This is a genomic window from Sediminibacterium sp. (assembly GCF_030695065.1).
Classification (GTDB): domain Bacteria; phylum Bacteroidota; class Bacteroidia; order Chitinophagales; family Chitinophagaceae; genus Sediminibacterium.
In genome coordinates this window covers 120,260-145,637 of record NZ_JAUYTR010000016.1, presented here as the reverse complement: position 1 = coordinate 145,637, position 25,378 = coordinate 120,260, and the positions used below count along the sequence as shown (strand labels likewise).

Sequence of the window (25,378 nt, the reverse complement as noted above, 5' to 3'; positions counted from 1 at the left end):
CTTTGAATATATTCAATGAGTATTGGTTATACCATTACTATCCCCGTAAAGAGTTAGAATGCCACCACCAATGCTTATTTATGATAATCATTGTACAAATATGAAGTTTAGTAATGAATTAACAAAAAATAATTTGATACTATACCACCAATAGCGCAATTTCATTAAACAAACAACATAATAAATAATGAAAATACTATATACCCTATTGTTATGTGCTTTATACATATTACCAGCTTACAGCGCACCCATTTCAAATAATAATCCTGATGCAATTCTTGGAAATTGGAAAACTAGTGAAGGAACTGCAGTGGTTCAGATTTATAAACAGGGGAATAATTATTATGGTAAAATTGTTTGGCTAAAAGAACCCAACAATCCAACTACTGGCAAACCAAGAGTGGATGCAAAAAACAGTGACCCTGCAAAAAGAAACTCCCCATTACTAGGTTTAGTTAATTTAAGAAACTTCAGCTTTCATAAAAATAATTCATGGAAGGATGGCAAGATATATGACCCAAAATCTGGAGACGATTATAGCTGCAAAATAACCATGAAAGACCCTAATACCATTGAGGTACGTGGTTATATTGGCATTTCGTTATTAGGCAGAACAGATGTTTGGAAAAGACAATCTAACTTATAATACTCCTTTAGTAGAAGGCAAGTAATTACTAATTGGATCTCTTTTAACAGCCATCCGAATTGCTTTTGCAAATGCCTTAAAAATAACTTCAATTTTATGGTGCTCATTATCTCCTTTGCATGATATATTTAAATTGCATTTGGCCCCATCACTGAACGACTTAAAAAAGTGATAAAACATTTCAGTAGGCATATCACCAATTTTTTCTCTTTTAAATTCAGCATTCCAAACCAACCAATTTCTACCTCCAAAATCAATTAATACTTTTGCATCTGCTTCGTCCATAGGCAAAGCAAACCCATATCTCTCCATTCCTCGCTTATCAACCAATGCTTTTGCGAATGCTTCACCTAAAGCAATTCCGGTATCTTCAATTGTATGGTGTTCATCTATATGTAAATCACCATGGGTAGTAATGGCTAGATCAATTTTGCCATGACGAGCAATTTGGTCTAACATATGATCAAAAAAACCCAATCCTGTATTTATGGTCGCCTTTCCAGCCCCATCCATATTTACATCAATCGAAATTTTTGTTTCGTTGGTATTACGTTCATGATGAACAATTCTTAAGCCTAGTTTTAGAAATGAATATATTTCCTCCCAAGAATTGGTTTCTAAAACAATAACATCTTTAAAAGCCAAATATTGGTCAGCAGTTAACTCATGTAATCCAGATTTAAAATAAATTGCTTTAGCACCCAAATTAATGGCTAGCTGAATATCACTCCATCTATCACCAATAACAAATGAATTAGACAAATCAAAATGATCATTCCCCATCAAATGTTTTAACAACCCAGTACCTGGCTTGCGGGTAGGCAAGTTTTCAGATGCAAATGTTTTATCAATTATCATTTCATCAAATTGAAACCCAACAGAATCGAGGGTTCTAATCATTAAATCATGGTAAGGATAAAACTGTTCTTCAGGATAAGATGTTGTTCCTAATCCATCTTGATTGGTCACCATCACTTTATAAAAATCAAAATGGGAAGCAATCCTAGATAAATTAGTAAGTGCCCCTTTAACAAAATTTGTTTTAGCAATTGTATCAATTTGAAAATCAACCGGTGGCTCTTCTAATACCACACCGTCTCTATCTATGAATAAAATTCGTTTCATGATTATTTTTTTGCCCTTTGTTTTTTAACTTCAGCAACAGAAACCGCACCTGCTTTATTTCCAAAACTATTTCTGATATAAGTTAACACATCAGCAATTTGTTGGTCGGTTAAGAAAGAATGAGCTGCCATTGGATTATTATACTCTTCTCCATTAATTTCTATTGGATCGGTCAAGCCGTTTAAAACAATATCAATTAATCTTGTTTTACTTCCAGTAACATAAACTGTTCCAGCTAATGGAGGGTTTAATCTGGGCACTCCATTCCCATCGGCCTGATGACAAGCCTGACAATACATATCGTACACTTTTTTCCCATTCAGCATTTGCTTAGACTTCCCTTGTACAGATGTTTGAGCATTTGAAAAATTAGAGAGCAAAATCAACCCTAATCCAAATATGGCAAGTTTTATTCTCATTAATTATTGCAATTATTTATTGTAAGAAATTTTCCAAACATAGCCAGCTTTATCATCAGAAACATAAAGAGACCCATCTTCACCTTGGGCTAATCCAGTTGGACGATGCTTAGCTGCAGATAAATTGGTAACTGGTGACATGCCTGAGAACCCATCTGCAAACACTTCCCACTTTCCAGTAGGCAGTCCATTTTTCATTGGAACAAATACTACATAAAAACCTTCTTGAGGTTCTGGTGTTCTATTCCAACTACCATGAAAAGCAATGAACGCGCCGTTCTTGTATTTTGCTGGAAATTGATTCCCAGAATAAATTAATAAAGCATTAGGTGCCATATGACCAGGGAATCCTACCAATGGAGAAATGGCATTTGGAGCACCTTCTTTTTTACCATCACCTCCATATTCAGGATTCAATATTTTTTTATTCTGAAAATGATCCCAGTGAATATAAGGCCAACCACAATCATCCCCTTTCTTTACTCTGTAGAAAGTTTCCGATGGTAGTTCAGCACCACGTTTTTGATTGTACATTTCTGGAAAATATTGATACAACATATCTCTACCGTGAATAGTTACAAATAAATCATTCACTTCATTGTTCCAATCAATCCCTAGTGCATTTCTCATACCAGTTGCATATCTTATGCCATCACTTAATGTTTGATTGGTTTTACTTGTATTAAACTGCCAAATTCCTCCCGCATTTTCTAATATTGGACATGGGGTTAAACCTGGAGAGCCCTTTTGCCTATCTTGTTCTTGGCAAACATTAGAAGGAGCACCAATATTTACATAAAGGTTTCCTACTTTATCAAAAGTAATTGACTTGGATGCATGCTGTCTTTTATTCATTAATCCATCAACTACAATTTCAGGTTGATCTAGATTAACAATATTTTGGTTCGCATCAAATTTGTAACGATAAATAGTTTGATCAGAAGTAGCATACAAATATCCATTGTTAATACCAATACCCGTTCCGGTATAATTACCAAATGCTAATGTGTCTTCCATAACACCATCACCGTTATTGTCGCGAAGTCTATAAATCCCCTTTCCATTAACCAAGCGATCTAACTTCATATATAAGTCTCCATTGCTATTTACTGCAATATGTCTTACTCTACCCAAGTCGTTGGCAACAACTTTACTTGTAAACCCAGTAGGTAATTGTATGGCAACTTGAAGCTTCGGTTGTGCAGCAGCAACATTCAAGAGCATTAACATTGCAACAACTAATTTTATTTTTTGCATATATGTATAATATTAAAACATGAATTTATGCATTCAATTGATACCAATCTTGCATTGCTTCTACTAAGCTGGTATTATCTTGTTCTGAACCTACTGTAATTCTTAAGCAATCATTGCATAGTTGCACATTGCTTCTGTCTCTTAATACAATTCCTTTAGTTAATAAAAATTCATACACTTTTCTGGCATCGTTTATTTTAATCAATAAAAAATTGGCGTCTGAAGGATATACAGTTTGCACGGTAGGCATTGTAGTAAACACTTCTGCTAATGCATCGCGCATATCTACCAATAAACGAATCATATCATTTACTTGGCCAACTTCTTCTAATGCCTTTAAAACCAACTCTTGTGTAGATTGATTAATATTATATGGAGGCTTAACTCTATTAAGTACTTCAATAATAGCAGTTGAAGCAAAAGCCATACCCAGCCTCAATCCTGCCAAACCCCAAGCTTTACTGAATGTTTGCAGTACAACCAAATTGGGATATTCGGTAAGCTCTTGTACAAATGATTTTTGCTTAGAAAAATTTATATAGGCTTCATCTATAACAACAATCCCATTAAAATTATTTAGGATGGTTTCTATGTCTAAACGATTAATTGAATTTCCAGTTGGATTATTAGGTGAACAAATCCAAATCAACTTAGTATTGACATCAATGGCCTGCTCTATTTCAATTAAGTTCAGTTGAAAATTGGGCAATAAAGGGATTTTTTTTAGCTCAATATCATTAATATGCGCACTTACCTCATACATGCCATAGGTGGGAGGACAAATAATCACATTGTCTTTAGATGGAACACAAAAGCTTCTGTATAACAGGTCTATGCATTCATCACTTCCATTACCCAAGAAAATATGTTCCGCTGCAATCCCTTTTACAACTGCTAGCTTATTTTTTATTGCAACCTGGTGAGGGTCTGGGTAACGATTATACCATTTAGATAAAGGTGAGCCTAAACTATTTTCATTGGCATCTAAAAATACTTTTGCCTCCCCACTAAACTCATCTCTTGCAGATGAGTAAGGTGTTAATTGGGCAATATTGGGACGAACAAGGTTATTTAAATTAAACAACATAGAATTTTATTTTAATCTAACTCTTACTGCTTCAGCATGGGCTTTTAACCCTTCTGCTTCTGCCATAGTTTCAACTGTATTTGCTATTGCGGTTAATCCTTCTTTGGTCAATTGCTGAAATGTAATTTTTTTGATAAAGCTATCTACACTTACTCCACTATACATTCTGGCATAAGCATTAGTAGGCAATGTATGATTGGTTCCGCTAGCATAATCTCCTACTGCTTCCGGAGAATAATTACCAATAAATACAGAGCCTGCATTAGAAATTTGATCGGCAATTTCATTGGCATTATTGCAAGCAATAATTAAGTGCTCTGCTGCATATTCATTCACTAGATCAACTGCATCAGACAAACTGTTCATCAATACAGCCCGACTATTTTGAAGCGCTTTTGATGCCAATTCTTTCCGTGGCAATAATGATAGTTGACTTGTTAAGGCTAAATTTACTTTATCTATTAATTGTTTAGAAGTACTAACCAATAATACTTGACTGTCTGGGCCATGTTCTGCTTGACTTAATAAATCTGCAGCAACAAATTCAGGCACAGCTGTTTCATCGGACAATACGCAAACTTCACTAGGTCCTGCAGGCATATCAATGGCTACACCGTGCTGCTGAACCATTTGTTTGGCTGCTGTTACATATTGATTACCTGGACCGAAAATTTTGTACACAGCAGGAACAGTTTCTGTTCCATATGCCATTGCAGCAATTGCCTGAACACCCCCAATTTTATACAATTGCTTTATCCCAACCAAATTGGCTGCATAAATGATTGCAGGGTGCAATTTCCCGGTTTTATCTGGAGGCGAGCAAAGAATTACTTGTTTACAACGGGCTATTTCAGCTGGAATACCCAACATTAAAATAGTTGAAAACAAAGGAGCAGAACCACCAGGTATATACAAGCCTACTTTATCTATCCCAACCCATTTACGCCAGCAGGTTATACCTGGCATTGTTTCTACAGGGCGTTCTTTATTAATTTGCGTTAAGTGAAACTTACGAATATTAGACGCCGCAGTTTCAATTGCTATTTTTAATTCAACACTAAGCAAGGTTTGGGCTTCTTGCATTTCAGCGTCGGTTACTAGTAAATGGTCTAGGTTTACCCCATCAAACTCCTTGGTGTATTGCTTAACAGCTTTATCTCCACCCAATTTAACCCCATTTAAAACAGTAGAAACTTTTTCATTCAGGGAAATATAATCTGCAACTGGTCTTTTAATAATAGAAGCCCAGTTTGCTCTTTCAGGAAATTCAAGAATATTCATCATAACTTAAATAATCATTTTTTCAATTGGAACTACTAAAATGCCTTCGGCACCTGCTGCTTTCAATTGCTCAATAATATTCCAAAAATCATTTTCATTTAAAACACTGTGTACACTGCTCCAACCTTCTGTTGCTAAGGGTAAAACAGTAGGACTTTTCATTCCTGGCAATAATCCAATAATTTCATCCAATTTATTATTGGGGGCATTTAGAAGTATGTACTTATTATTCTTTGCTTTCTTAACCGACTGAATTCTAAAAATGAGTCTTTGCAATAATTGCTGTTGCACTTCATTCAATGAGTTGTTTTTGATTAATACTGCTTGCGACTCAAAAATAACTTCCACTTCTTTTAATCCATTCATAAACAAAGTAGACCCACTACTAACTAAATCACAAATTGCATCTGCCAAGCCAATTCCTGGAGCAATTTCAACGCTACCACTGATTTCGTGAATTTCAGCATCAATTCCTTTGGTTTTCAAAAAATTGGACACAATCACTGGGTAACTAGTAGCAATTTTTTTGTTCTGCAAAAACTGTGCATTTTCATACAATTCATTTCTTTGAACTGCCATACTGAGCCTACATTTACCAAAACCCAGCTTTTCTTCAATTTCTACTTTTTTGTTTTTTTCAAATACCACATTCTCTCCTACAAATCCAATATCGGCTACTCCATCTTCTACGTATTGAGGAATATCATCGTCTCTCAAGAAAAACACTTCTATTGGAAAATTAGTTGCGTCTGCTTTCAACTTGTTTACTCCGTTACTGATATCAATACCACATTCCTTCAACAAACGCATAGAATCGTCGTGTAATCTTCCACTTTTTTGAATAGCTAATCTCAATTTGTTGTTCACATTGTTATTTTTCATGATCCATTATTTATTCTTAACATTAAAGCAAAAAAAAAGCCTACCGTCTGGTAAGCTAGAATTCAATATATTAGTACAAATACACCGATGCCTACCCTTTGGGATGCATATGATGGTGATGTATATGTAGATTCTGTAACATTAGATTGCAAAACTAAGCCCCTATTTCAATATCTACAAATATTTTTTCAAGTTCAACATATCCCTGTATTTACTAGACTATTTATTGGTAATTTGAGCATCATTGAATTGCCCAATTAAATAATGCTAAAATGAAAATGATTAAACATTTCTTTACCGTATTAACTGTAATTGTTAGTGCCACAATGGCCATTGGCCAAGATGCCGCCAGTTACCAAAATCCACCTAAAGTTATTGAAGATTTATTGCTTGCTAAGCCAACACCATCTGTTAGTATTGATGGAAAAGCAGTATGGATGTTGCTTTCAGAAAGAAACTCTTACCCAACTGTGGAAGAATTAGGACAACCAGAAATAAGGGTTGCTGGATTAAGATTAAACCCCAATAACTTTTCGCCAAGCAGACAAACTTTTATCAACAACTTTCAGCTTAAAAATCTAAAAGAAGATAAAATATATTCAATTGCAGGATTACCTGCAAACCTTTTAGCTGGAGCTGTTAGTTGGAGTCCTTCAGAAAATAAAATTGCTTTTACACATACCAGCAACAATAAGGTAGAGTTATACATTATTGATATTGCAACAAAAAAAGCCAGCTTAGTGAGCAAAAAGGCACTTAATTCAGTTTTAGGCAGCCCCTATACCTGGGTTGACGACAACACTATTCTATACAAATCAGCAACTGCAAATGCTGCAAATGCACCCAAAAGACCCATTACTCCTAAAGGGCCTACCATTCAGCAAAACCTTGGGAAAGCAGCCCCAAGCCCTACTTATCAAGACTTAATAAAAAGTCCATACGACGAACAATTGTTTCAGTTCTATGCAACATCACAGTTAGTAATGAACAAAAATGGAGTAGAAACCCTATCTGGCAAGCCTTGTATTTTGAGTAATTTTAGCTTATCGCCAGATAAAAAATATTTGTTACAAAAACAACTACAGCAACCATTCTCCTATTTAGTAACAGCAAATGGTTTCCCTTCTAAAATGATTGTAACCGACCTATCAGGTAAACCTGTAAAGGTTTTAGCCGAATTACCTTCAACAGAAGGCACCCCTTCAGGTTACGACAATACACAAAATGTTCCTAGAAGTTTTGACTGGAGAGATGATGAAGCAGCAACCATTACTTGGGCAGAACCTTTAGACAGTGGATTAATTAAAAAACAAGTAGAATTTAGAGACGCTGTATATGCTTTAAGTGCGCCATTTTCAGGTAATGCCACCCTGCTATTTAAAACTAAGTTAAGATATGGAGGTACTACTTGGGGAAACGAAAATATTGCATTAGTGAATGAAATATCTAGAAGCAAACAGTTGATAAGAGTAAACTTATTTAATTCAAGTAAAGGAAGCTTAGAACTACTCTTAGAGCGAAACCAAACAGATGCTTATGGAAACCCTGGCTCTCCAGTTACTAGTAAAAACAAATATGGTCGCAATGTAATTACAACTATTGAAAATGGGACCAAACTACTAATGAATAATACTACTGGATCTTCTCCAAATGGTGATTTACCATTTTTAGCAAAGTTTGATTTAACAACCAAACAAAATGAAATTATCTGGAGATCAAATGTTGGCGCTTTTGAATATATAGTAGAAGTACTAGATGCAAATAATTTGACTTTATTAAGTAGAAAAGAGTCTCAAAAACAAGTACCCAATTATTTTATCAAAAATCTACAATTAAGAATTGCAGACAAAGCAATTACCAACTTTACCAATCCTTATCCTGCATTAGAAAGCATTAGTAAAGAAAAAATAAAATATAAAAGAGCAGACGGTGTAGACTTAACAGGTGATCTTTATTTACCTAGTGGATACAGCAAAGACAAAGGTCCTCTTCCATTAATTATTTGGGCTTATCCCAGAGAATTCAACTCTGCTGCAGATGCGGCTCAAATAAGAGGTAGTAAGGACAGGTTTACTACATTAAGTTGGGGGTCACCTATTTACTATGCAACACAAGGTTATGCAGTTTTAGACAATGCAGAAATGCCTATTGTTGCTGCAGGAAAAGACAAGAAGCCGAATGACAACTTTATTGAACAATTAAAATTGAATGCAGCTTCTGCTATAGAATATTTATCAGGATTGGGCATCGCAGATAAAAACAGAATTGCTGTAGGAGGGCATAGTTATGGCGCATTCATGACTGCCAATTTATTGGCACATACCAATTGGTTCAAGGCTGGTATTGCTAGAAGTGGTGCTTACAACAGAACCCTTACTCCATTTGGGTTTCAAAATGAAGACAGAACTTATTGGCAAGCACCAGAATTGTATCACAATATGAGCCCTTTTAGCTATGCAGATAAAATTAAAACACCTATTTTATTAATACATGGAGAAGCCGACGATAATACAGGTACTTATCCAATTAACAGCGAACGCTTATTTGCTGCTATCAAAGGAAATGGAGGAACTGTGAGGTTTATATACTTGCCCTATGAAGCACACGGATACAGGGGCAAAGAAAATGTTTTACATACATTGTGGGAGCAATTCCAATGGTTGGAAAAGTACGTTAAGAATTCAAAATAATACTTTAAAGTTGAAGCAAAATGGGTCCTGAATTCAGGACCCATTTTAACTTAATCTAATCTCAGTCTTTTACATTGTATAAGCAAGCTAAAAACCAACGAAACAACAATCCCTCCTATTGAAAACACAATAGTTCTAGATAAGTAAACTGGCTTTCGCAACTTAACTTGTATGATCCAATCTCCAATAGGCATATATTGTTCGTGCGAAATACCTGTTGAGAAATCAGTTCTGTTATTACTAAATAAGGGAATATACTTTTTTCCTTCTTGTTGCTTTTTCACCTGATAAAAGTAGGTTTCATTTATACCAGTACTATCTAGTCCAAGCAAACGAATAAAACTTTGCTTTTTAATAACCACAGCAGAGTACCCCCATAAAGAATCATGCTGAATAATTGGGTATCTACCAACAAAACCTACACCACCTTGTTTTAAATTAAAAGGCCCCTCAAAATGAAGGCTATTTAAACTAGATGACAACATGATTTCACGAACATGTTCATTATCAGTTCTTAAATCGTAGCCTATGGTTTGTTCATTCCCTTTTAAAGGATAAGTATTGATAATTACCATGTCTTGAACCAACTGTATGGCATCTAAGTACTGGTTATGAATTAGTAGCTCTTTAGCCACTTCTTCAAAATGGTCTTTCAACAAATCATGCTCAATTAGAACGGCCAGTAAGCTTGTAGCATTATTACTTTGACTCAATGCAGATTCTATTCTTTGTTTAACATGAGTAGACTCATTCTGCACCATGTTAAATTCCCGCTTCTTTTCAATTTTATAAATTTGAAAAGAAGCTATTTGAGTAATTGCAATAAAAATTACAAATACCCAAATAGCAGCATATTTCTGTTTTAAGAAAGTTAACATGTATGATAATGCAGGTTTTACATCTAATTAGTTCAGCAAAAAGTTATGCAAAAAAAATTAAATAACTGCAATTATTAATAACCTAACCCCCAATCTCTTCCCTTAAGAACTGCAGGAACGCCTTCAGCAATCCACTTAGCAGGCTTATCTCCCTTTAATAAATAATCAAAAAATTGCTGTTCACGAATTTGAATATCTTTTCTATTTCTTCGCTCTACTAAATTATGGTCTTCGTTATTGTAATTCAACATCCAAACAGGTTTCCCTAATCTGCGAAGGGCCGTAAACATTTCAATACCCTGATACCATGGAACTGCTCCATCTGCATCATTGTGCATAATCACAACAGGTGTTTTAACTTTAGGGAAATGAAACAACGGCGAGTTTTCTATATACAAATTAGGCTTCTCCCATAAGGTTGCTCCAATTCTACTTTGCGTTTTTTCGTATTGAAACTGTCTGTTCAAACCAGTACCCCAACGGATTCCACCATAAGCACTGGTCATATTTGCAACCGGCGCACCAGCCCAAGCAGCCGCATATAAATTGGTGCGGGTGATTAAATGCGCAATTTGATATCCTCCCCAACTTTGGCCCTGCAATCCTAATTTGGTACTATCTACATATCCTTTTGCAACCAATGCCCTTGTTCCGCTTACAATGTAATCATAAGCACTTTGGCCAGGATAACCCGTTTTATACCAGATATCTGGAACAAAAACAATATACCCCCTACTTACAAAAAAAGGAATATTTAATCTAGATGGCGTAGGCGCAGGAGCACTGTATCCGTATAACCCATCACTGCTTCTTTCATAGAAATAAGCAATCATTGGATACTTTTTATTTGGATCAAAGTTTTCTGGTTTGTAAACAATGCCTTCAGCTGTTTTACCAGTATACGCTTTCCAAGTAAACAATTCAGCTGTACCCCAATTGTATTGATTTTGTTGAGGATTGGGCTGATGCAATGATTGTGCGTTTTGCACATCTTGTAAAATAGAATTGGTTTTCCAATCAATCACAGAAATATTAGTAGAACGTTGAAAAGTCTCGGTACCAAAACTAATTACAGCTGCATCTTTAGCTTTAGCCACAGCAGAGATTCTTAAAGGCAAAGTTGCATTAGAAGTATTTATTTCAAATAATGTTCCCATTATATGAGACTTCAATCCACTACCCTTATTTTTTTTATTGAGTACGTTTAAAAGTAAAGTCTGATTCTTTTTAATAAATCTTGCCTCTCTATCTAAAGTAATATTCCTTAAAACAAGATTGTTTTTTCTGCCTAAACCACCAGTAATATTGATAGAGGGTTTGGTTCCTAATGGATCAATTTGCCAAATATCATACTGATCGTAAAGTAATAAAGTCTCATCATTTTCTAACCATCCAACTAAACCATAAGCATTGGGATCATCTGGAACATCATTCTCAACATCAAACAATGGCACTTTAATATCAGCAGCTATGGAGATCATTTTTTGAGATTCGCTATTGTAAGCACTATACTTCTTTTTTATCTCATCATAAACGACCAAATATTTTCCTGTAGAAGAAGGATAAGTATTCCCTTTAAAATTTTGCAAGATTAATTGCTTTTGTCCCGTTAATGAGTTGATAGCAAACAAATCAGAAAATGATGCACCTTGCCACTGAGAAGCAATTCTTTTACCCTCGTCGGCAACGCCATAAAAGACAGCTCCATCTCCTTCATTGGTTTGTATAATATTTCTAAAAGTAGGGCTACCAATTTGTACTACTGAACCATTATTAAAATCGAATCTAGCCAAATAAGCCCTATTTAATTCTTGCTGAAGATTACGCAATTGTAAGGGTTGTAAATAATCATCCTTATAATGCCAAACATCTACACTTACTCTTTCAAAGTCAGGCGTTATTGTATCTTTTATTGGCAAAATTGGAGCAGTGCCAAAAAACAAACGACTTCCCGATTTACTAAAGCTAATTGCTTGTGCATTCTCACTTAAAGTAAAATTAGCGGGCATTCCACTTGTATTTTTTTGAACTAATAATACAGCACTGTCAGCTCCGTTTTTATGATAAAATAGTTTGTAAAATTTCTGTAACGATTTAGCACTGCTATCTCTCTCTGCTATAAAAGCCAATTGAGACCCAGACTCATCCATTCTATATCCCTTTGCATCATTAAATCCAGTAAATACAACCGCCGATTTTTTATTGACTAAATCAATTTTAATTACCTGTGGTTTAATTTTGGCATCTCCTGTTTTTTTAGTGGTTTCAATTAATAAAATATTTCCTTTTTTATTGAAAAAATACTCACTAACTAGATTGTATACAAGTGTATCTCCTGTTAGTAAATTATGAACTATCAAATTTGTTCCCTCTTCAAAAGGATCTGCAGCAGCTCTTGGTGTGGGGGGAGCAACGGGCGCTGCGGGCTTAGTAGTACTATCTGTTTGACCAGTCTTTGGCGCAGGAATGGCCGGTTTTTTCTCTAGATGATAGGCCAAAAATTGCGCTTGTTCATCTGCAATTTTAAAACTCTTTACCTGAGCAATTTTGGTAATTTTTCCTGATAGTAAATCTACCACTGCTAAAGAATCTTTTGGCATTTCTTCAGGACGCTTCTTTTTAATTTTGGCATCTCTGGTGTCTTTAAAAAAGGGTTTAATTCTACAAATTAAAAAACGACTATTGTCGGTTATATTGGCATTGTATCCTCTAGCAATCTCTGCCACATTAATTCCATCTTTCTTCTTGATGTACAAATGACCATCTCCTTCTTGTGGGGTAACCGTAAAAGCAACATAGTTTCCATCATCGCTAATTAAACGTTCTGCAATATTTTGCCAACCGTCATATACACTATGGTCCAATGGTTTTTTTTGGGCATAGCTAGCTATACTAAGAAATAACAAAACAATAAATGTGGTGATTCTCATGTTCATAATAATTTTGGGTATTCCGAAGATAATTAAACAATAGTCAAAACCTATTGTTGATGATAGGTATTTGATAAATGGATGAACTATGAGGTATTTACTTTTTTTACTAATTGTATCGTTTTCTTTTTTGCAGACAAAAGCACAAAATACAGGTGTATTTTCTGGTATTATTTTAGATAAACAACTACAAAAACCCATTCAAGGGGCTGTAGTTAAGTTGGTACAAGTAGACCAATCAGTTGTAACAGATAGTGCAGGGAAATTTCAGTTTAATCGAATCAAATCTGGCTACTATACATTCATTTTCAGCGCCTTAGGATACTCAACTCAATCAAAATTCAATGTAACCATTGCGAGCGGAAACGAAAATACTATGGTGATTGAACTAGAATCAACGGTTCAAGAGCTAGCCGCAGTAACTGTTAACAGCACCAATAGAAATAAGTCTGCTAAAGCCGCTACTTTAGAAACACCACTAAGTGTACAAAGATTAACCAGCGAAGAAATAAAAGCCAATCCAGGAGGCAATTTTGATATATCAAGGGTAATACAAGCATTGCCAGGTGTGGGAGGTTCTTCTAGTACTGCTGGATTCAGAAACGATATCATTATTAGAGGGGGCGCACCCAATGAAAATGTATTTTATTTAGATGGAATAGAGATACCAGTAATAAACCATTTTGCCACTCAAGGAAGTGCAGGAGGCCCAACTGGAATATTAAACGTGAGTTTTATTGAAGAAGTAAAATTGTCGTCCTCTGCTTTCGACGCAAGATTTGACAATACGCTTTCCTCGGTATTTGAGTTTAAACAAAAGCGAGGTAACAATAACCGAGTACAGGGTAATATTAGATTGAGTGGGACTGAGCTAGCAACTACTTTTGATGGGCCAATAGGCAAATCAGGCAAAACCACTTTCTTGGCATCGGCTAGAAGAAGTTACTTACAATTACTTTTCAAAGCAATTGACTTACCCATCAGGCCCAATTATTGGGATTTTCAATATAAAATTACGCATCAGTTAAATAAAAAAACTACCCTAACATTATTAGGAGTAGGTGCCATTGATGAATTTAATTTTGCTGCGCCTAAAGAAGCTACCCCTGAAAAGTTATATGTATTAAATAGCAATCCATCCATTCAACAATGGAATTATACCGTTGGGGCTTCCATTAGACGTCAATTAATCAATGGCTATTGGAATTTAGCTATTAGCAGAAACGCTTTCAATAACCAATTGGAAAAATACGAGAATAACCTTGGCCCAATTAGAGGCATTAGAACAATTGCATTAAATTCATCTGAAGTAGAAAACAAGCTGCGATTTGATGTTAACCAAAACATCAATGGTTTCAAATTAAGCTATGGCTTTGTGGCTCAATTGGTTTCTTTTAGCAATAATACCAATCAACTAATCAGCAATGCCATTGTAGACAACAACAATAATATTGTTCAACCCGCAGTGGTGTACAACTTCAATAGTAAAATACAATTTGCAAGGATGGGTGCGTTTACACAAATAGGGAAACGTTTTTTAGAAAATAAATTAGGGCTAAGTGCAGGTATAAGATTCGATCAGAATACGTTTACACAAAGCGGTATGAACCCATTTAAAACATTATCACCCAGAATTGCTGCCAGTTACGTTATAACAGATAAACTTACTTTCAACGCTTCTATAGGAACCTACTTTAAAATGCTTCCTTATACTGCACTGGGATATAGAAACAACAACAATGAATTGATTAATAAAAACACCGATTACACAAGGAGTACCCACTATGTTGCAGGGTTTGAATATTTACCTTCATCTGCTACCCGATTTACTTTTGAAGGCTTTTACAAACAATACAATAATGTACCCATCAGCGTTAGAAATGGCATTAGCTTATCCAACCAAGGGGCAGACTTTAATGTATTAGGAAATGAAGCAGTAAGTACAACTGGCAGAGGTAAAGCTTATGGATTTGAGTTCTTTGCACAGCAAAAATTGACTCAACGTTTTTACGGTGTCTTAAGTTATACTTGGTTTGTTAGTAAATACACCAATGCAAATAATACTTATGCCCCAAGTTCATGGGATAATAGACATTTATTGAGCGCAGTGATAGGTTATAAAATGAAAAGAAACTGGGAAATTGGGCTTAAGTTCCGTTACCAAGGCGGAGTACCATTTACCCCTTATGATTTAAATGCAAGTAGACAAAACTATTTAGCATTAGGGACAGGAACACTTGATTATAATAATATTAATACACAACGCTTAAATGCTTTTAATAGTAGTGATATCAGAATAGATAAAAAATGGTATTACAAAAGATTTACTTTAGACTTATTTGTAGATATTACTAATTGGTATTTAGCAAGTAGTCCTGCTCAAGACGTATATACTTTTCAAAGGAATGCAGACAATACAGGATTCATAACAACCAATGGGCAACCTATTCAATCGAACGGAAGTAATGCAGAACCCTTTTTACTTAGAAATAATGATAGAAATGTTACCCCAACAATTGGATTCATTATTGAGTTTTAATTTTTTTATTATAAATAAGTCTAATCATTTGTAATACCACAGATAAAATGATTAATGTTACCCCATAATAAAAGCTATTAGAGAGGTGTTTGTTTTCATCAAATAAAATGAATGCCATAATGATGGCATATACCGGCTCTAAATTTAAACTTAGGTTTTGGGTAAAAGCAGATACTTTTTTTAGAGAGTCTAACATTAGTTGCATTGCTACAATGGTGCAAAGCCAACTTAAAACCAATAACCATCCCCAGTCTGATAAAGTTGGAATTAAACTCATTTCAGGAAAAAAATAGCCATAAAGGGGCATCAAAAGGGTAAGTACCAATAAGCCTCCTGTTAATTCGTATAGCATAATAACCAAGGGCTCCGCTTTATTCACTTGTTTTTTGTTAAGCACTGAAAACAAAGCAGCTAAAAATGCAGAAAGAATTCCTACAATAATTCCCGTTTGGTATTGCTGATCAAAATGAAAAATTAAATAAATGCCCAGCAAACTAATTAACCCCAACCCCACTTCGGCCCATTGAATTTTTTTAGTAACCAATAATGGTTCTAATAAAGCAGTGAATAATCCGGTTGCAGAAAAACAAACCAATCCAATAGACACATTCGACAACTTAATACTTCCATAAAAAGCCACCCAATGCAATGCAATTAAACAACCAATTAATAAAAATCGTATTACTGTAGTCTTTGGAAGTTGAGCAGACTTGCCAGTTATCTTGAATAATACAGATAAACTAACAACGGTAATCATAATTCTATACCAAACCAAACTCATTTCATTCAAACTAATCAACACCCCTAATATGCCAGTAAAGCCTGCTAAGAAAACGGAGATATGTAATTTAATGAGTGCTTGTTTCACAATACAATTTAGGTAGCTTTAACCCTTTTGCGATAATTTTTAAACATACTCTGCCACTGAATACTAATAACCCCTAAAACACCTTCTTTAATGATGCCTTTATTCATTTTGCTGACCCCAATTTTTCGGTCTTTAAATATGATGGGCACTTCTTTGATGATAAAACCAAGTTTCCAAGCAGCAAATTTCATTTCAATTTGAAAAGCATATCCAACAAAAGAAATCATATCAAAATTGATGGCTTCTAATACTTCTCTTTTATAACAAACAAAGCCCGCAGTAGGATCTTGCACAGGCATCCAAGTAAGCATTTTTGTATAAAGCGCCCCTCCTCTAGAATACAATTGCCTGTCTAACGGCCAATTTTCTGTTTGCCCTCCTTTTACATACCTACTTCCAACTGCTACTTGTGCCCCATCATTTTTACAAGAAAAATACAACCTTTCTAAATCTTTAGGATCATGAGAAAAATCTGCATCCATTTCAAAAATATATTGATAAGATCTATTTAAACACCACTTAAAGCCATGTATATACGCAGTGCCAAGTCCAAGCTTTCCTTTTCGTTCTTCTAGAAATAAATAATTGGGGTATGATTGAATGAGTTGTTTTACAATTTCAGCAGTGCCATCAGGTGAACCATCGTCTATCACTAATATATGGTAGCCTTGATTCAAGGAAAAAACTGCTTGAATAATGGAAGCAATATTATCCTTCTCATTAAAAGTTGGTATGATTACAATTTTTTCCAATGCTATTTCTTCAGTAATGTTCTGTTTAAAATTTCAGTTAGTTTTTGTTTGGTATTCATTGCAAAATCACCCTTCATCATCCAATCATAGTATTGTGGCTCTTCTTTTAATACTTGTGTAACTGGCTTCCCTTTATGTTTCCCAAAATTAAAAACCTCAATACCATTTTCTTTCACAAATCTTCTTGCAAAGTCTACTATATCATCTTCGCCAGTAAACTTTACAATGCTTTCTACTGTATCACCAATTTGAGGATACCTTTCAATTTGTGCTTCTAAAACCTCCCAGGTAGCCGTTGCATCTACTTCGGCGCTATGTGCACCGTCTAATACTTTATTACAATAAAATTTATATGCTGCCCCAAGGGTTCTTTGTTCCATCATATGAAACACTTTTTGCACATCTACCAACTTTCTACCATCAACTGAAAAGGAGACACCTGCTCTTAAAAATTCCTCAATTAACATAGGCACATCAAATCGATTGCTATTATAGCCACCCATATCACAATTGTCCATGAATTGTTTTATTTCATTAGCAACCTGTTTAAAACTAGGTGCGTCTTTAACCATATCATCTGTTATTCCATGAACATCAGAAGCCCCTGAAGGAATAGGTATTAATGGGTTGATTAATTTACGCTTCACTTGACTTGTGCCATCTGGCAAAATTTTAACAATAGCTATTTCAACAATTCTGTCGTTACTGATATTAACACCAGTTGTTTCAAGATCAATAAAAGCGATGGGTCTGGTTAAATTTAATTTCATTGTGATCCTTAAGGATGATTTTGTATGATTGCTTCAGCCAACGAATTTATGTTTAATCCATCATAATTACCACTACTCATGAACAGAATATTTGCGTCATGGTTGGGTATGGTTAATAACCATTTTTCTAAGTCATTCTTTTCATTCATTACAATAAGTCTGGGTTTGGCAAATCCTTCAATTACTTTTTGTGCGGGTAGTTCAGGCATCTTCTTGATTTCTAATGCGTGTTTAGCATAAAAAACCACACTCTCATCTAAATCATCTAATGCACCCCTGTACTCATTCATAAAGTTGACATTCAAACTACTATAAGTATGCAATTCAAGTATTCCATACAATTTTCTTTTAGGAAACTGCTGTTTAACAGCTTGAACAGTGGCTTTTACTTTACTTGGAGCATGAGCAAAATCTCTATAAATACACATGGAATCATTCGCCTCTAGCAACTCCAATCTTTTAGCAGCACCAGTAAAATCATTCATTGCCTCTAAAAAATCTTTGGCATTAACACCTAAAGCTGCACAGGCATAATAGGCTGCCAAACAGTTCATTAAATTGTGATTTCCGAAAACACTTAAAGTTCCAGTTTGACCAGCTATTTGAATTGTGGTAATTCCATTTTCAATGTTAAAAGGAGGAACCTGATAAGGTTGATATTGAATATCGGCTCTTTTATTTTTAGCAACCAAGTCTGCTAAAACATTATCAGACTCATTATAAATTAGAAGGCCACCCTTCTCAATTCGATTGATAAAAATGACAAATTGTTCTAAATAGAAATCAAAAGTGGGAAATACATTAATATGATCCCATGCTATTCCCGTTAATATTGCAATATGAGGATATAAAAAATGGAATTTTGGCTTTTTCTCAATTGCGCTCGCCGGGTATTCGTCTCCTTCGCACACTATAATTGGGGCATTGGTAATATTTACAGACTGCTCAAAGCCAGACAGCTTTGCTCCCACCAAATAATCAAAAGCCATTTTTTGCTTTTTAAGTACATGCATGATCATACTAGTAGTGGTAGTTTTACCGTGACTACCTCCTACTACTACTCTCTTTTTTTGCAAAGACACTTTATAAATATATTCCGGAAATGAATAGATATTTAATCCTAAAGCTTTGGCTTTCAATAGTTCTGGGTTATCAGCTCGCGCATGCATGCCTAGAATAACGGCATCCAAATCGGGTTGAATCTTTGTTTCATCCCAACCAATTTGTGCAGGCAACAACCCTGCATTTTCTAAATTACCCCATGCAGGTTCAAATATCTCATCATCCGTTCCTGTAACTTGATAGCCTTTTTTACTCAATGCAATAGCCAATTGATGCATTACGCTCCCTCCTATTGAAATAAAATGAACCTTCATACGTTTATATTTATAGAAATCGATATTTTTAACAATCTCAATGGTATTTACAGGCTGCATATTAACCTGAATCAATATCTTTGTTTCACTGCAAAATACAGCTTCCAACACAAAGCCCAACGTATGAAAAAGATTAGTTTCATCATTTTACTTGCCGTTTTTACAAGTGTACTTGTGAGTTCTTGCGCATCTGTTAAAGGCAAAGGTTGCCCTACCACCAACCCACGATATTTCAGGGGATAAGCTGTAAATGAATTAATTTTGCAAAAAATATTTGCATGAATTGGATTCCTTTAACAGAATTAGATCAACTAGATAATATCAGCAAAAAATCATTTGAAGCTCCTCAGGTTATTTTTAAACATAGTACTCGTTGCAGTATCAGTTCTATGGCTTTAAATAGACTTGAAAGAGAAACTCCCCCATCTAATATCGATTTTTATTACCTTGACCTTATTAAATTTCGTACAATTTCTGGTTTAATAGCCGAACGGTTTAATGTGTATCATGAGTCTCCACAAATCTTAGTTATCAAAAATGGAGAATGCATATACGACGAGAGTCATCAAGGCATTAACATGAATGAAATTGCGGAACAAGTAGCATAGTTTGCTTTTAAATTGTATTGTATGCATATCACTGTTTTTGGAGCAACAGGCCAGGTGGGTAAAAGAATTGTTCAACAGGCATTAAACCAAGGGAATCAAGTAACTGCCTTTGGAAGAAATGTGGAATCATTGATTGATCAAGACAATATAAATGAAAAATTGACCGCTCAAAAAGGGTACCTTTTTGATGAAAAAGATGTTGCAAAAGCAATAGACAAAGCAGACGTTATCATCTCTGTTTTAGGTGGCGCTTCAGATGGTTCAGATAAAACCAGAAGTTTAGGAATAAAACAGATCATCAAACAGATGCAAAAAAAAGGAAAGAAAAGAATCATTGCTTTGGGAGGAATGGGCATATTAAATGCAGAAGACAACACTTTATTATTACACGCCGAAGATTATCCCGAAGAATATCTTGCAGTAGGAATGGAACACTTAAAAGCATTTGAACTTTTGTTAGAAAGCAATTTAGATTGGACCTTTTTTTGTCCGGCAGATATTCATGATAAAGACGAAACAGGCATTTTTATAACCAGTGTTAACTATGCACCAGACCCCAACCATTTTAGAATAAATGCCGGAGACCTTGCAATGGCCATGCTAAAAGCAGCAACCAATCAAGAATATATTCAACAAAGAGTGGGTATTAGTAATTACTAAGCCAGTTCTATCACCATTGCACTAGCACCTCCACCTCCATTGCAAATACCAGCCGCTCCTATTTTACCTCCTTGCTGCTTCAACACATTAATTAATGTAACAATAATTCTGGCACCACTGCAACCCAATGGATGCCCAATAGAAACTGCCCCACCATGTGCATTTACTTTTGCAGGGTTTAAACCCAATTTTTGTGTATTGGCAATACCCACAACAGAAAATGCTTCGTTTAATTCAACAAAGTCAATATCTCCCATAGATAATCCTGCTTTGGCAACTGCTTTAGGTATCGCCAATGAAGGCGTAGTGGTAAACCATTCGGGAGCTTGCTCCGCATCTGCATATGACTTAATAATTGCCAACGGCTTAATGCCTAACTCTTCTGCTTTTTCTTTACTCATTAATACCACTGCAGCAGCTCCATCGTTCATGGTACTTGCATTTGCAGCAGTTACAGTTCCATCTTTAATAAATGCAGGTTTTAATTCAGGAATTTTATCGAACTTAACATTAAACGGTTCTTCGTCTTTAGCAAATAAAATAGGATCCCCTTTTCTTTGAGGAATTTCAACAGGAACAATTTCTTCATTAAACCAACCTTTGTTCCATGCTAATTGACTTCTCTGATAACTTTCAATGGCAAAAGCATCTTGGTCTGCTCTAGAAATATTGCACTCTTTGGCACATAATTCTGCAGAGTTTCCCATTGCATAATTATGATACACATCTGTTAACCCATCTTTTGACAATCCATCTACCAATTGAACATTGCCATACTTATTACCCCAACGCATATTCGGGCTGTAATAAGGAACATTACTCATGCTCTCCATACCGCCGGCAACAATAATATCGGCATCACCTAATAAGATGGCTTGCGCTCCTTGCGCAATGGCTTTCATTCCACTTGCACACACTTTATTTACAGTAGTAGCAATTACTGAGTCTGGAAGACCAGCAAATTTTGCAGCTTGTCTGGCAGGAGCTTGACCAGTATTAGCTTGAATTACGCAACCCATCAACACTTCGTTTACTAAAGCCCCATCTATCCCTGCTTTATTGATTGCACCTTTAATGGCAACTGCCCCTAATTGAGTAGCAGAAAAATCTTTCAAACTTCCTCCGAAACTTCCTATAGGCGTTCTTACAGCAGAAACAATGTAAACAACTTTAGTAGACATAGTAAATGATTTTGAAGCGCAAAGTTAATAATTTAACTAACACGCGTTAGTTAAATTATTGCTCAATTAATTGAATCCCAGTTTGGGTAAATTGAATCTTTTTTTGCTTGTATAAATTTCCAGTAGTCATTTTGAAAGCTTTTTTACTCATTCCAAAAAAAGCATAGATATCGGTGGGATCAGACTTGTCGTTGTACGGCAGGTATCCATTATTTTCATTTAAGAGTCTTAAAATTTTAGCGCTCTCATCTTCTACCTTGGTATATCCGGGCTTACCTAAAATCAAATCAATTTTATTATCGGGTCTTATTTTTTTTATAAACCCTTTCACTTTTTCGCCAATTTCTAATTGCTGAAATACTTCATTTCCATGTAAAATTCCAATATGTTTATTATTGATGATCATTACATATCCCAACTCAGAGGTTCTATATACCAATAAGTCTACCTGCTCCATTTCTTTTACAGTTAACTCATCATTGCTCATCAGGTTCTCCACTTTTTCTGTAGCAGCAACTCGCCCAGTCATTTCATCAATATATAGCATTACTAAATACTCGCCGCCTAGCCTCATACCTGAAACTTGCTTAGAAGCAGGAACAAATAAATCTTTCATGAGCCCCCAATCTAAAAATGCACCTTGCTTAGTAACAGATACCACTTTCATTTTTGCAATTTCTCCCACTACTGCTTTGGGTTTTTGGGTTGTTGCAATGAGTCGATTATCTGAATCATGGTAAACAAAAACTTCAATTTCATCATCAATATTCAAGTGGTTGGGAGCAAATCTTTTGGGTAAAAGAATTCCTTCTGCCCCGTCTTCTAAATAGAAGCCAAATTCCACTTTCCTACTAACCCTTAATGTATTGAATTGACCAACCTTAACTGTTTCCATAATTGATGTTTAAAATAATTCTGTTTGAGCTGTGTCTGAAACTGGCCTTACTTCCCACTCCATTTCAATGCTCTTATTAAAATCAGTTAATTTAGCTCCTACAGCCTTCCAACCCATAACTTCTACCATTTTAGCCACTTTAAACTTGGCTTTTCTTACCTGTTGTCCTCGTCCTGTTTGCACCACTAATATGGGTTCTTGTTCTGTAGTTACTGCTTCTAATCGATTGTCTTTCCCTTCTTTTATAAACACAAACTGGGTTTTCAAAGTAGTCGTTTCTATTTTGAAACGCTTTATATTGTACTGCCCTTTATCGGCATCTAAATAAACTGCAGTGATGGTTTTTTCTGGATTGAATTGCTCAACCAAAGCAACTTTTTCAGGTTCAAATCTTTGAGTGATTTCTGTATCTGTTAATTCATAGGAACCATCATTATAAATAACAACAATTTTTTCATCTTCAAACATTCCAAGGTATTGCCCTTTCTCTTCGGTATTTAATCTTCCAAATTTATCGTCAAACCAAAGTTTTCTGCCTGCTAATGTGCTCTTACCAGCTTCTTTTAATTTAACCGTTTTAATAGGGTATTTGGTAACCTGATTACCCATACTGCTTCTTCCTTTGATTTCTAATTCTTCAAAATAAAAATCAAGTTCTTTAATTCGGGCTGTACAATTGGGACTCAAAATAATTTTTAATGTTTCAGCTTCGCCATTTGGATTTGCAGTTAAATAATGTACTTTGCTTTTTTCTGACCCTTTTGTTAAATCGTATTCTTTTTCTCGGGTAACTCCAGTTACATTAAAACGTTTAGCGTAGCTAACTCCAGATTTACCATCCAAGTAAATCATATTATAGGTAGTACGTTCATCATTTTTCTCAAAAATGGCCGCATGTATAATGTCTTTGCCAATAAATGTTTTATCAGACACTTTAACCACTTTCATTGTACCAGTTTTGGTAAATGCAATAATGTCATCGTAATCGGAACACTCGCATAAAAACTCATCTTTCTTTAGTCCTGTTCCAATAAAACCTTCGGCCCTATTAATATACAATTTGGTATTGGCAATGGCAACCTGTTTTACTTGAATGGTATCAAACTCTTTAATCTCCGTTCTACGCTCCCTTCCTTTACCAAACTTCTTTAGTAAACTATCGTAATAAGCCACCGCATAATCTGTTAAATGTTCCAAATGGTGGTTCACTTCTATAATATCTGCCTCTATCCCTTTTATTTGTTGATTCAACTCGTTAATATCTAAACGATAGATTCTTCTAACGGGCTTTTCGGTCAATTTTAAAATATCTTCTCTTTCAATGGGTCTTTTCAATTTCTTTTTGAATGGAGCGAACCCTTTATCTATAGCTTCAATAACATGTTCCCAGGTTTCATGTTTTTGCTCTAACTCTTTGTATATTTTTTCTTCGAAGAATATTTTTTCTAAAGAAGTATAATGCCATTTGTCTTCTAATTCACTAAGTCTAATCTCTAATTCTCGCTTCAACAAATGCTTGGTATTGTCTACAGAACAACGCAATAAATCTTGAACACCCATAAACCTAGGTTTATGATTTTCAATTACACAAGCATTAGGTGAAATACTTACTTCACAATCGGTAAATGCATACAAAGCATCAATTGTAATATCTGGTGATATACCAGGTGCTAAGTCAATTTGAATTTCTACTTCCTTAGCAGTAACATCAACTACTTTTTTAATCTTGATCTTACCTTGATCATTGGCTTTGGTAATACTTTCCATTAACTGGGTAGTAGTAACGCCGTAAGGTACATCTCTAATAACCAATGTTTTTTTATCCAACTCCTCTACATGCGCTCTCACGCGAACTTTCCCACCTCTTTTACCTTCATTGTATGCTGAAACATCAATCATTCCACCTGTTTGAAAATCGGGGAATAATTCAAATTTTTTGCCTCTTAAATATTTAATAGATGCATCAATTAATTCACAAAAATTATGGGGTAAAATTTTAGTAGACAATCCAACTGCAATACCATCTGCTCCCTGAGCCAATAACAAAGGGAATTTCATAGGCAAGTTTACCGGCTCATTTTTTCGTCCATCATAACTTAATTGCCACTCAGTAGTTTTGGCATTAAATGCCACTTCTAAAGCAAACTTTGATAATCTGGCTTCAATATAACGAGAAGCAGCGGCTGCATCTCCCGTTCTAACATCTCCCCAGTTACCCTGAGTTTCAATTAATAAATCCTTTTGGCCCAAATTAACCAAAGCGTCTCCAATACTGGCATCCCCGTGAGGATGGTATTGCATGCTTTGACCAATAATATTGGCCACTTTATTGAATCTACCATCATCCATTTCTTTCATGGAATGAAGTATTCTTCTCTGAACTGGCTTAAGGCCATCCTCTAATGCAGGCACAGCCCTTTCGAGTATTACATAGGATGCATACTCTAAGAACCAGTTTTTATACTGCCCCTGAACTCCGGTTTCGTTTTCAAAAACCCTTCTATCTATTTTCTCTTTAGCCATGCTTTTTACTT

Annotated in this window: 21 protein-coding genes; 6 read left to right on the top strand and 15 right to left on the bottom strand. The window is 35.2% G+C overall.

Features of this window, described 5'->3' with window-relative positions:
* The first annotated feature begins 187 nt into the window (after positions 1-187).
* Positions 188-646, top strand: coding sequence for a DUF2147 domain-containing protein (locus tag Q8S25_RS07530; RefSeq protein WP_305536383.1), 459 nt, complete (start codon positions 188-190; stop codon positions 644-646).
* On the opposite strand, the gene hisB is transcribed toward Q8S25_RS07530, so the two are convergent.
* The 6 genes from hisB to hisG are packed head-to-tail and all read right to left on the bottom strand — an operon-like array spanning position 641 to position 6,697.
* Positions 641-1,771, bottom strand: a complete 1,131-nt coding sequence (gene hisB, locus Q8S25_RS07525) for a bifunctional histidinol-phosphatase/imidazoleglycerol-phosphate dehydratase HisB (protein WP_305536381.1) — start codon at positions 1,769-1,771, stop codon at positions 641-643. The genes Q8S25_RS07530 and hisB overlap by 6 nt on opposite strands.
* A 2-nt stretch (positions 1,772-1,773) precedes the next feature.
* A complete protein-coding gene (locus Q8S25_RS07520) occupies positions 1,774-2,190 on the bottom strand; it encodes a cytochrome c (RefSeq protein ID WP_305536379.1) in 417 nt (138 codons plus the stop codon).
* A 12-nt stretch (positions 2,191-2,202) separates the two neighbouring features.
* Positions 2,203-3,447: a sorbosone dehydrogenase family protein gene (locus Q8S25_RS07515; protein WP_305536377.1), complete on the bottom strand. Its 1,245-nt coding sequence runs from the start codon at positions 3,445-3,447 to the stop codon at positions 2,203-2,205.
* A 25-nt stretch (positions 3,448-3,472) separates the two neighbouring features.
* Positions 3,473-4,534: a histidinol-phosphate transaminase gene (gene hisC, locus Q8S25_RS07510; RefSeq protein WP_305536375.1), complete on the bottom strand. Its 1,062-nt coding sequence runs from the start codon at positions 4,532-4,534 to the stop codon at positions 3,473-3,475.
* A gap of 6 nt (positions 4,535-4,540) precedes the next feature.
* Positions 4,541-5,818: a histidinol dehydrogenase gene (gene hisD, locus Q8S25_RS07505; RefSeq protein ID WP_371131585.1), complete on the bottom strand. Its 1,278-nt coding sequence runs from the start codon at positions 5,816-5,818 to the stop codon at positions 4,541-4,543.
* Positions 5,819-5,821: 3 nt separating this feature from the next.
* Positions 5,822-6,697, bottom strand: coding sequence for an ATP phosphoribosyltransferase (hisG, locus tag Q8S25_RS07500; RefSeq protein WP_305536373.1), 876 nt, complete (start codon positions 6,695-6,697; stop codon positions 5,822-5,824).
* Positions 6,698-6,784: 87 nt separating this feature from the next.
* Here hisG and Q8S25_RS07495 point away from each other — a divergent pair, with 87 nt between their 5' ends.
* Both Q8S25_RS07495 and Q8S25_RS07490 read left to right on the top strand, forming a co-directional pair.
* Complete coding sequence (locus tag Q8S25_RS07495; RefSeq protein WP_305536371.1) at positions 6,785-6,958, top strand: hypothetical protein; 174 nt, start codon at positions 6,785-6,787, stop codon at positions 6,956-6,958.
* Between the two features lie 11 nt (positions 6,959-6,969).
* Positions 6,970-9,387 carry a prolyl oligopeptidase family serine peptidase gene (locus tag Q8S25_RS07490; protein WP_305536369.1) on the top strand — a complete coding sequence of 806 codons (2,418 nt, stop codon included), beginning with the start codon at positions 6,970-6,972 and terminating at the stop codon, positions 9,385-9,387.
* Positions 9,388-9,437: 50 nt separating this feature from the next.
* Here the strand turns inward: Q8S25_RS07490 and Q8S25_RS07485 are convergent, their stop codons facing one another.
* Both Q8S25_RS07485 and Q8S25_RS07480 read right to left on the bottom strand, forming a co-directional pair.
* Positions 9,438-10,265: a CHASE domain-containing protein gene (locus tag Q8S25_RS07485; protein ID WP_305536367.1), complete on the bottom strand. Its 828-nt coding sequence runs from the start codon at positions 10,263-10,265 to the stop codon at positions 9,438-9,440.
* Positions 10,266-10,339: 74 nt separating this feature from the next.
* Entirely contained in the window at positions 10,340-13,195 is a 2,856-nt protein-coding gene (locus Q8S25_RS07480; RefSeq protein ID WP_305536365.1) for a S9 family peptidase, read from the bottom strand.
* A gap of 88 nt (positions 13,196-13,283) precedes the next feature.
* On the opposite strand from Q8S25_RS07480, the gene Q8S25_RS07475 reads away from it, so the two are divergent.
* On the top strand, positions 13,284-15,734 hold the full coding sequence (locus Q8S25_RS07475; protein ID WP_305536363.1) for a TonB-dependent receptor: 2,451 nt from the start codon (positions 13,284-13,286) through the stop codon (positions 15,732-15,734).
* Here the strand turns inward: Q8S25_RS07475 and Q8S25_RS07470 are convergent.
* From Q8S25_RS07470 to murC, 4 genes are read right to left on the bottom strand one after another with little or no spacing between them, the layout of a single operon-like run.
* The gene (locus Q8S25_RS07470; protein ID WP_305536361.1) at positions 15,721-16,602 is read right to left on the bottom strand and encodes a DMT family transporter; all 882 of its coding nucleotides are present in this window, start codon (positions 16,600-16,602) and stop codon (positions 15,721-15,723) included. The genes Q8S25_RS07475 and Q8S25_RS07470 overlap by 14 nt on opposite strands.
* A gap of 8 nt (positions 16,603-16,610) precedes the next feature.
* Entirely contained in the window at positions 16,611-17,354 is a 744-nt protein-coding gene (locus Q8S25_RS07465) for a polyprenol monophosphomannose synthase (RefSeq protein WP_305536358.1), read from the bottom strand.
* A gap of 2 nt (positions 17,355-17,356) precedes the next feature.
* Complete coding sequence (locus tag Q8S25_RS07460; protein ID WP_305536356.1) at positions 17,357-18,124, bottom strand: 3'-5' exonuclease; 768 nt, start codon at positions 18,122-18,124, stop codon at positions 17,357-17,359.
* An 8-nt stretch (positions 18,125-18,132) separates the two neighbouring features.
* Positions 18,133-19,500, bottom strand: coding sequence for a UDP-N-acetylmuramate--L-alanine ligase (murC, locus tag Q8S25_RS07455; protein WP_305536354.1), 1,368 nt, complete (start codon positions 19,498-19,500; stop codon positions 18,133-18,135).
* 278 nt (positions 19,501-19,778) lie between these two features.
* Between murC and ytxJ the strand changes: the two genes are divergently transcribed.
* Together ytxJ and Q8S25_RS07445 are read left to right on the top strand one after the other, a co-directional pair.
* Positions 19,779-20,108 (top strand): bacillithiol system redox-active protein YtxJ, encoded by a 330-nt coding sequence (gene ytxJ / locus Q8S25_RS07450; RefSeq protein ID WP_305536352.1) that lies wholly within the window; start codon positions 19,779-19,781, stop codon positions 20,106-20,108.
* A gap of 21 nt (positions 20,109-20,129) precedes the next feature.
* The gene (locus tag Q8S25_RS07445) at positions 20,130-20,768 is read left to right on the top strand and encodes an NAD(P)-dependent oxidoreductase (protein ID WP_305536350.1); all 639 of its coding nucleotides are present in this window, start codon (positions 20,130-20,132) and stop codon (positions 20,766-20,768) included.
* Here the strand turns inward: Q8S25_RS07445 and Q8S25_RS07440 are convergent.
* The 3 genes from Q8S25_RS07440 to Q8S25_RS07430 are packed head-to-tail and all read right to left on the bottom strand — an operon-like array spanning position 20,765 to position 25,367.
* The gene (locus tag Q8S25_RS07440) at positions 20,765-21,949 is read right to left on the bottom strand and encodes an acetyl-CoA C-acyltransferase (RefSeq protein WP_305536348.1); all 1,185 of its coding nucleotides are present in this window, start codon (positions 21,947-21,949) and stop codon (positions 20,765-20,767) included. The two genes, Q8S25_RS07445 and Q8S25_RS07440, sit on opposite strands and share 4 nt — an antisense overlap.
* A 55-nt stretch (positions 21,950-22,004) precedes the next feature.
* Positions 22,005-22,844, bottom strand: coding sequence for a S1 RNA-binding domain-containing protein (locus Q8S25_RS07435; protein ID WP_305536346.1), 840 nt, complete (start codon positions 22,842-22,844; stop codon positions 22,005-22,007).
* 9 nt (positions 22,845-22,853) lie between these two features.
* The gene (locus Q8S25_RS07430; RefSeq protein WP_305536344.1) at positions 22,854-25,367 is read right to left on the bottom strand and encodes a DNA gyrase/topoisomerase IV subunit A; all 2,514 of its coding nucleotides are present in this window, start codon (positions 25,365-25,367) and stop codon (positions 22,854-22,856) included.
* Positions 25,368-25,378 lie beyond the last annotated feature (11 nt).

Excerpts from the sequence above, each read along its gene's own strand:
- Q8S25_RS07530 (WP_305536383.1), top strand. The coding sequence starts at position 188 with ATGAAAATACTATATACCCTATTGTTATGTGCTTTATACATATTACCA.
- hisB (WP_305536381.1), bottom strand. The coding sequence starts at position 1,771 with ATGAAACGAATTTTATTCATAGATAGAGACGGTGTGGTATTAGAAGAG.
- Q8S25_RS07520 (WP_305536379.1), bottom strand. The coding sequence starts at position 2,190 with ATGAGAATAAAACTTGCCATATTTGGATTAGGGTTGATTTTGCTCTCT.
- Q8S25_RS07515 (WP_305536377.1), bottom strand. The coding sequence starts at position 3,447 with ATGCAAAAAATAAAATTAGTTGTTGCAATGTTAATGCTCTTGAATGTT.
- hisC (WP_305536375.1), bottom strand. The coding sequence starts at position 4,534 with ATGTTGTTTAATTTAAATAACCTTGTTCGTCCCAATATTGCCCAATTA.
- hisD (WP_371131585.1), bottom strand. The coding sequence starts at position 5,818 with ATGATGAATATTCTTGAATTTCCTGAAAGAGCAAACTGGGCTTCTATT.
- hisG (WP_305536373.1), bottom strand. The coding sequence starts at position 6,697 with ATGAAAAATAACAATGTGAACAACAAATTGAGATTAGCTATTCAAAAA.
- Q8S25_RS07495 (WP_305536371.1), top strand. The coding sequence starts at position 6,785 with ATGCCTACCCTTTGGGATGCATATGATGGTGATGTATATGTAGATTCT.
- Q8S25_RS07490 (WP_305536369.1), top strand. The coding sequence starts at position 6,970 with ATGAAAATGATTAAACATTTCTTTACCGTATTAACTGTAATTGTTAGT.
- Q8S25_RS07485 (WP_305536367.1), bottom strand. The coding sequence starts at position 10,265 with ATGTTAACTTTCTTAAAACAGAAATATGCTGCTATTTGGGTATTTGTA.
- Q8S25_RS07480 (WP_305536365.1), bottom strand. The coding sequence starts at position 13,195 with ATGAGAATCACCACATTTATTGTTTTGTTATTTCTTAGTATAGCTAGC.
- Q8S25_RS07475 (WP_305536363.1), top strand. The coding sequence starts at position 13,284 with ATGAGGTATTTACTTTTTTTACTAATTGTATCGTTTTCTTTTTTGCAG.
- Q8S25_RS07460 (WP_305536356.1), bottom strand. The coding sequence starts at position 18,124 with ATGAAATTAAATTTAACCAGACCCATCGCTTTTATTGATCTTGAAACA.
- murC (WP_305536354.1), bottom strand. The coding sequence starts at position 19,500 with ATGAAGGTTCATTTTATTTCAATAGGAGGGAGCGTAATGCATCAATTG.
- ytxJ (WP_305536352.1), top strand. The coding sequence starts at position 19,779 with ATGAATTGGATTCCTTTAACAGAATTAGATCAACTAGATAATATCAGC.
- Q8S25_RS07445 (WP_305536350.1), top strand. The coding sequence starts at position 20,130 with ATGCATATCACTGTTTTTGGAGCAACAGGCCAGGTGGGTAAAAGAATT.
- Q8S25_RS07440 (WP_305536348.1), bottom strand. The coding sequence starts at position 21,949 with ATGTCTACTAAAGTTGTTTACATTGTTTCTGCTGTAAGAACGCCTATA.
- Q8S25_RS07435 (WP_305536346.1), bottom strand. The coding sequence starts at position 22,844 with ATGGAAACAGTTAAGGTTGGTCAATTCAATACATTAAGGGTTAGTAGG.
- Q8S25_RS07430 (WP_305536344.1), bottom strand. The coding sequence starts at position 25,367 with ATGGCTAAAGAGAAAATAGATAGAAGGGTTTTTGAAAACGAAACCGGA.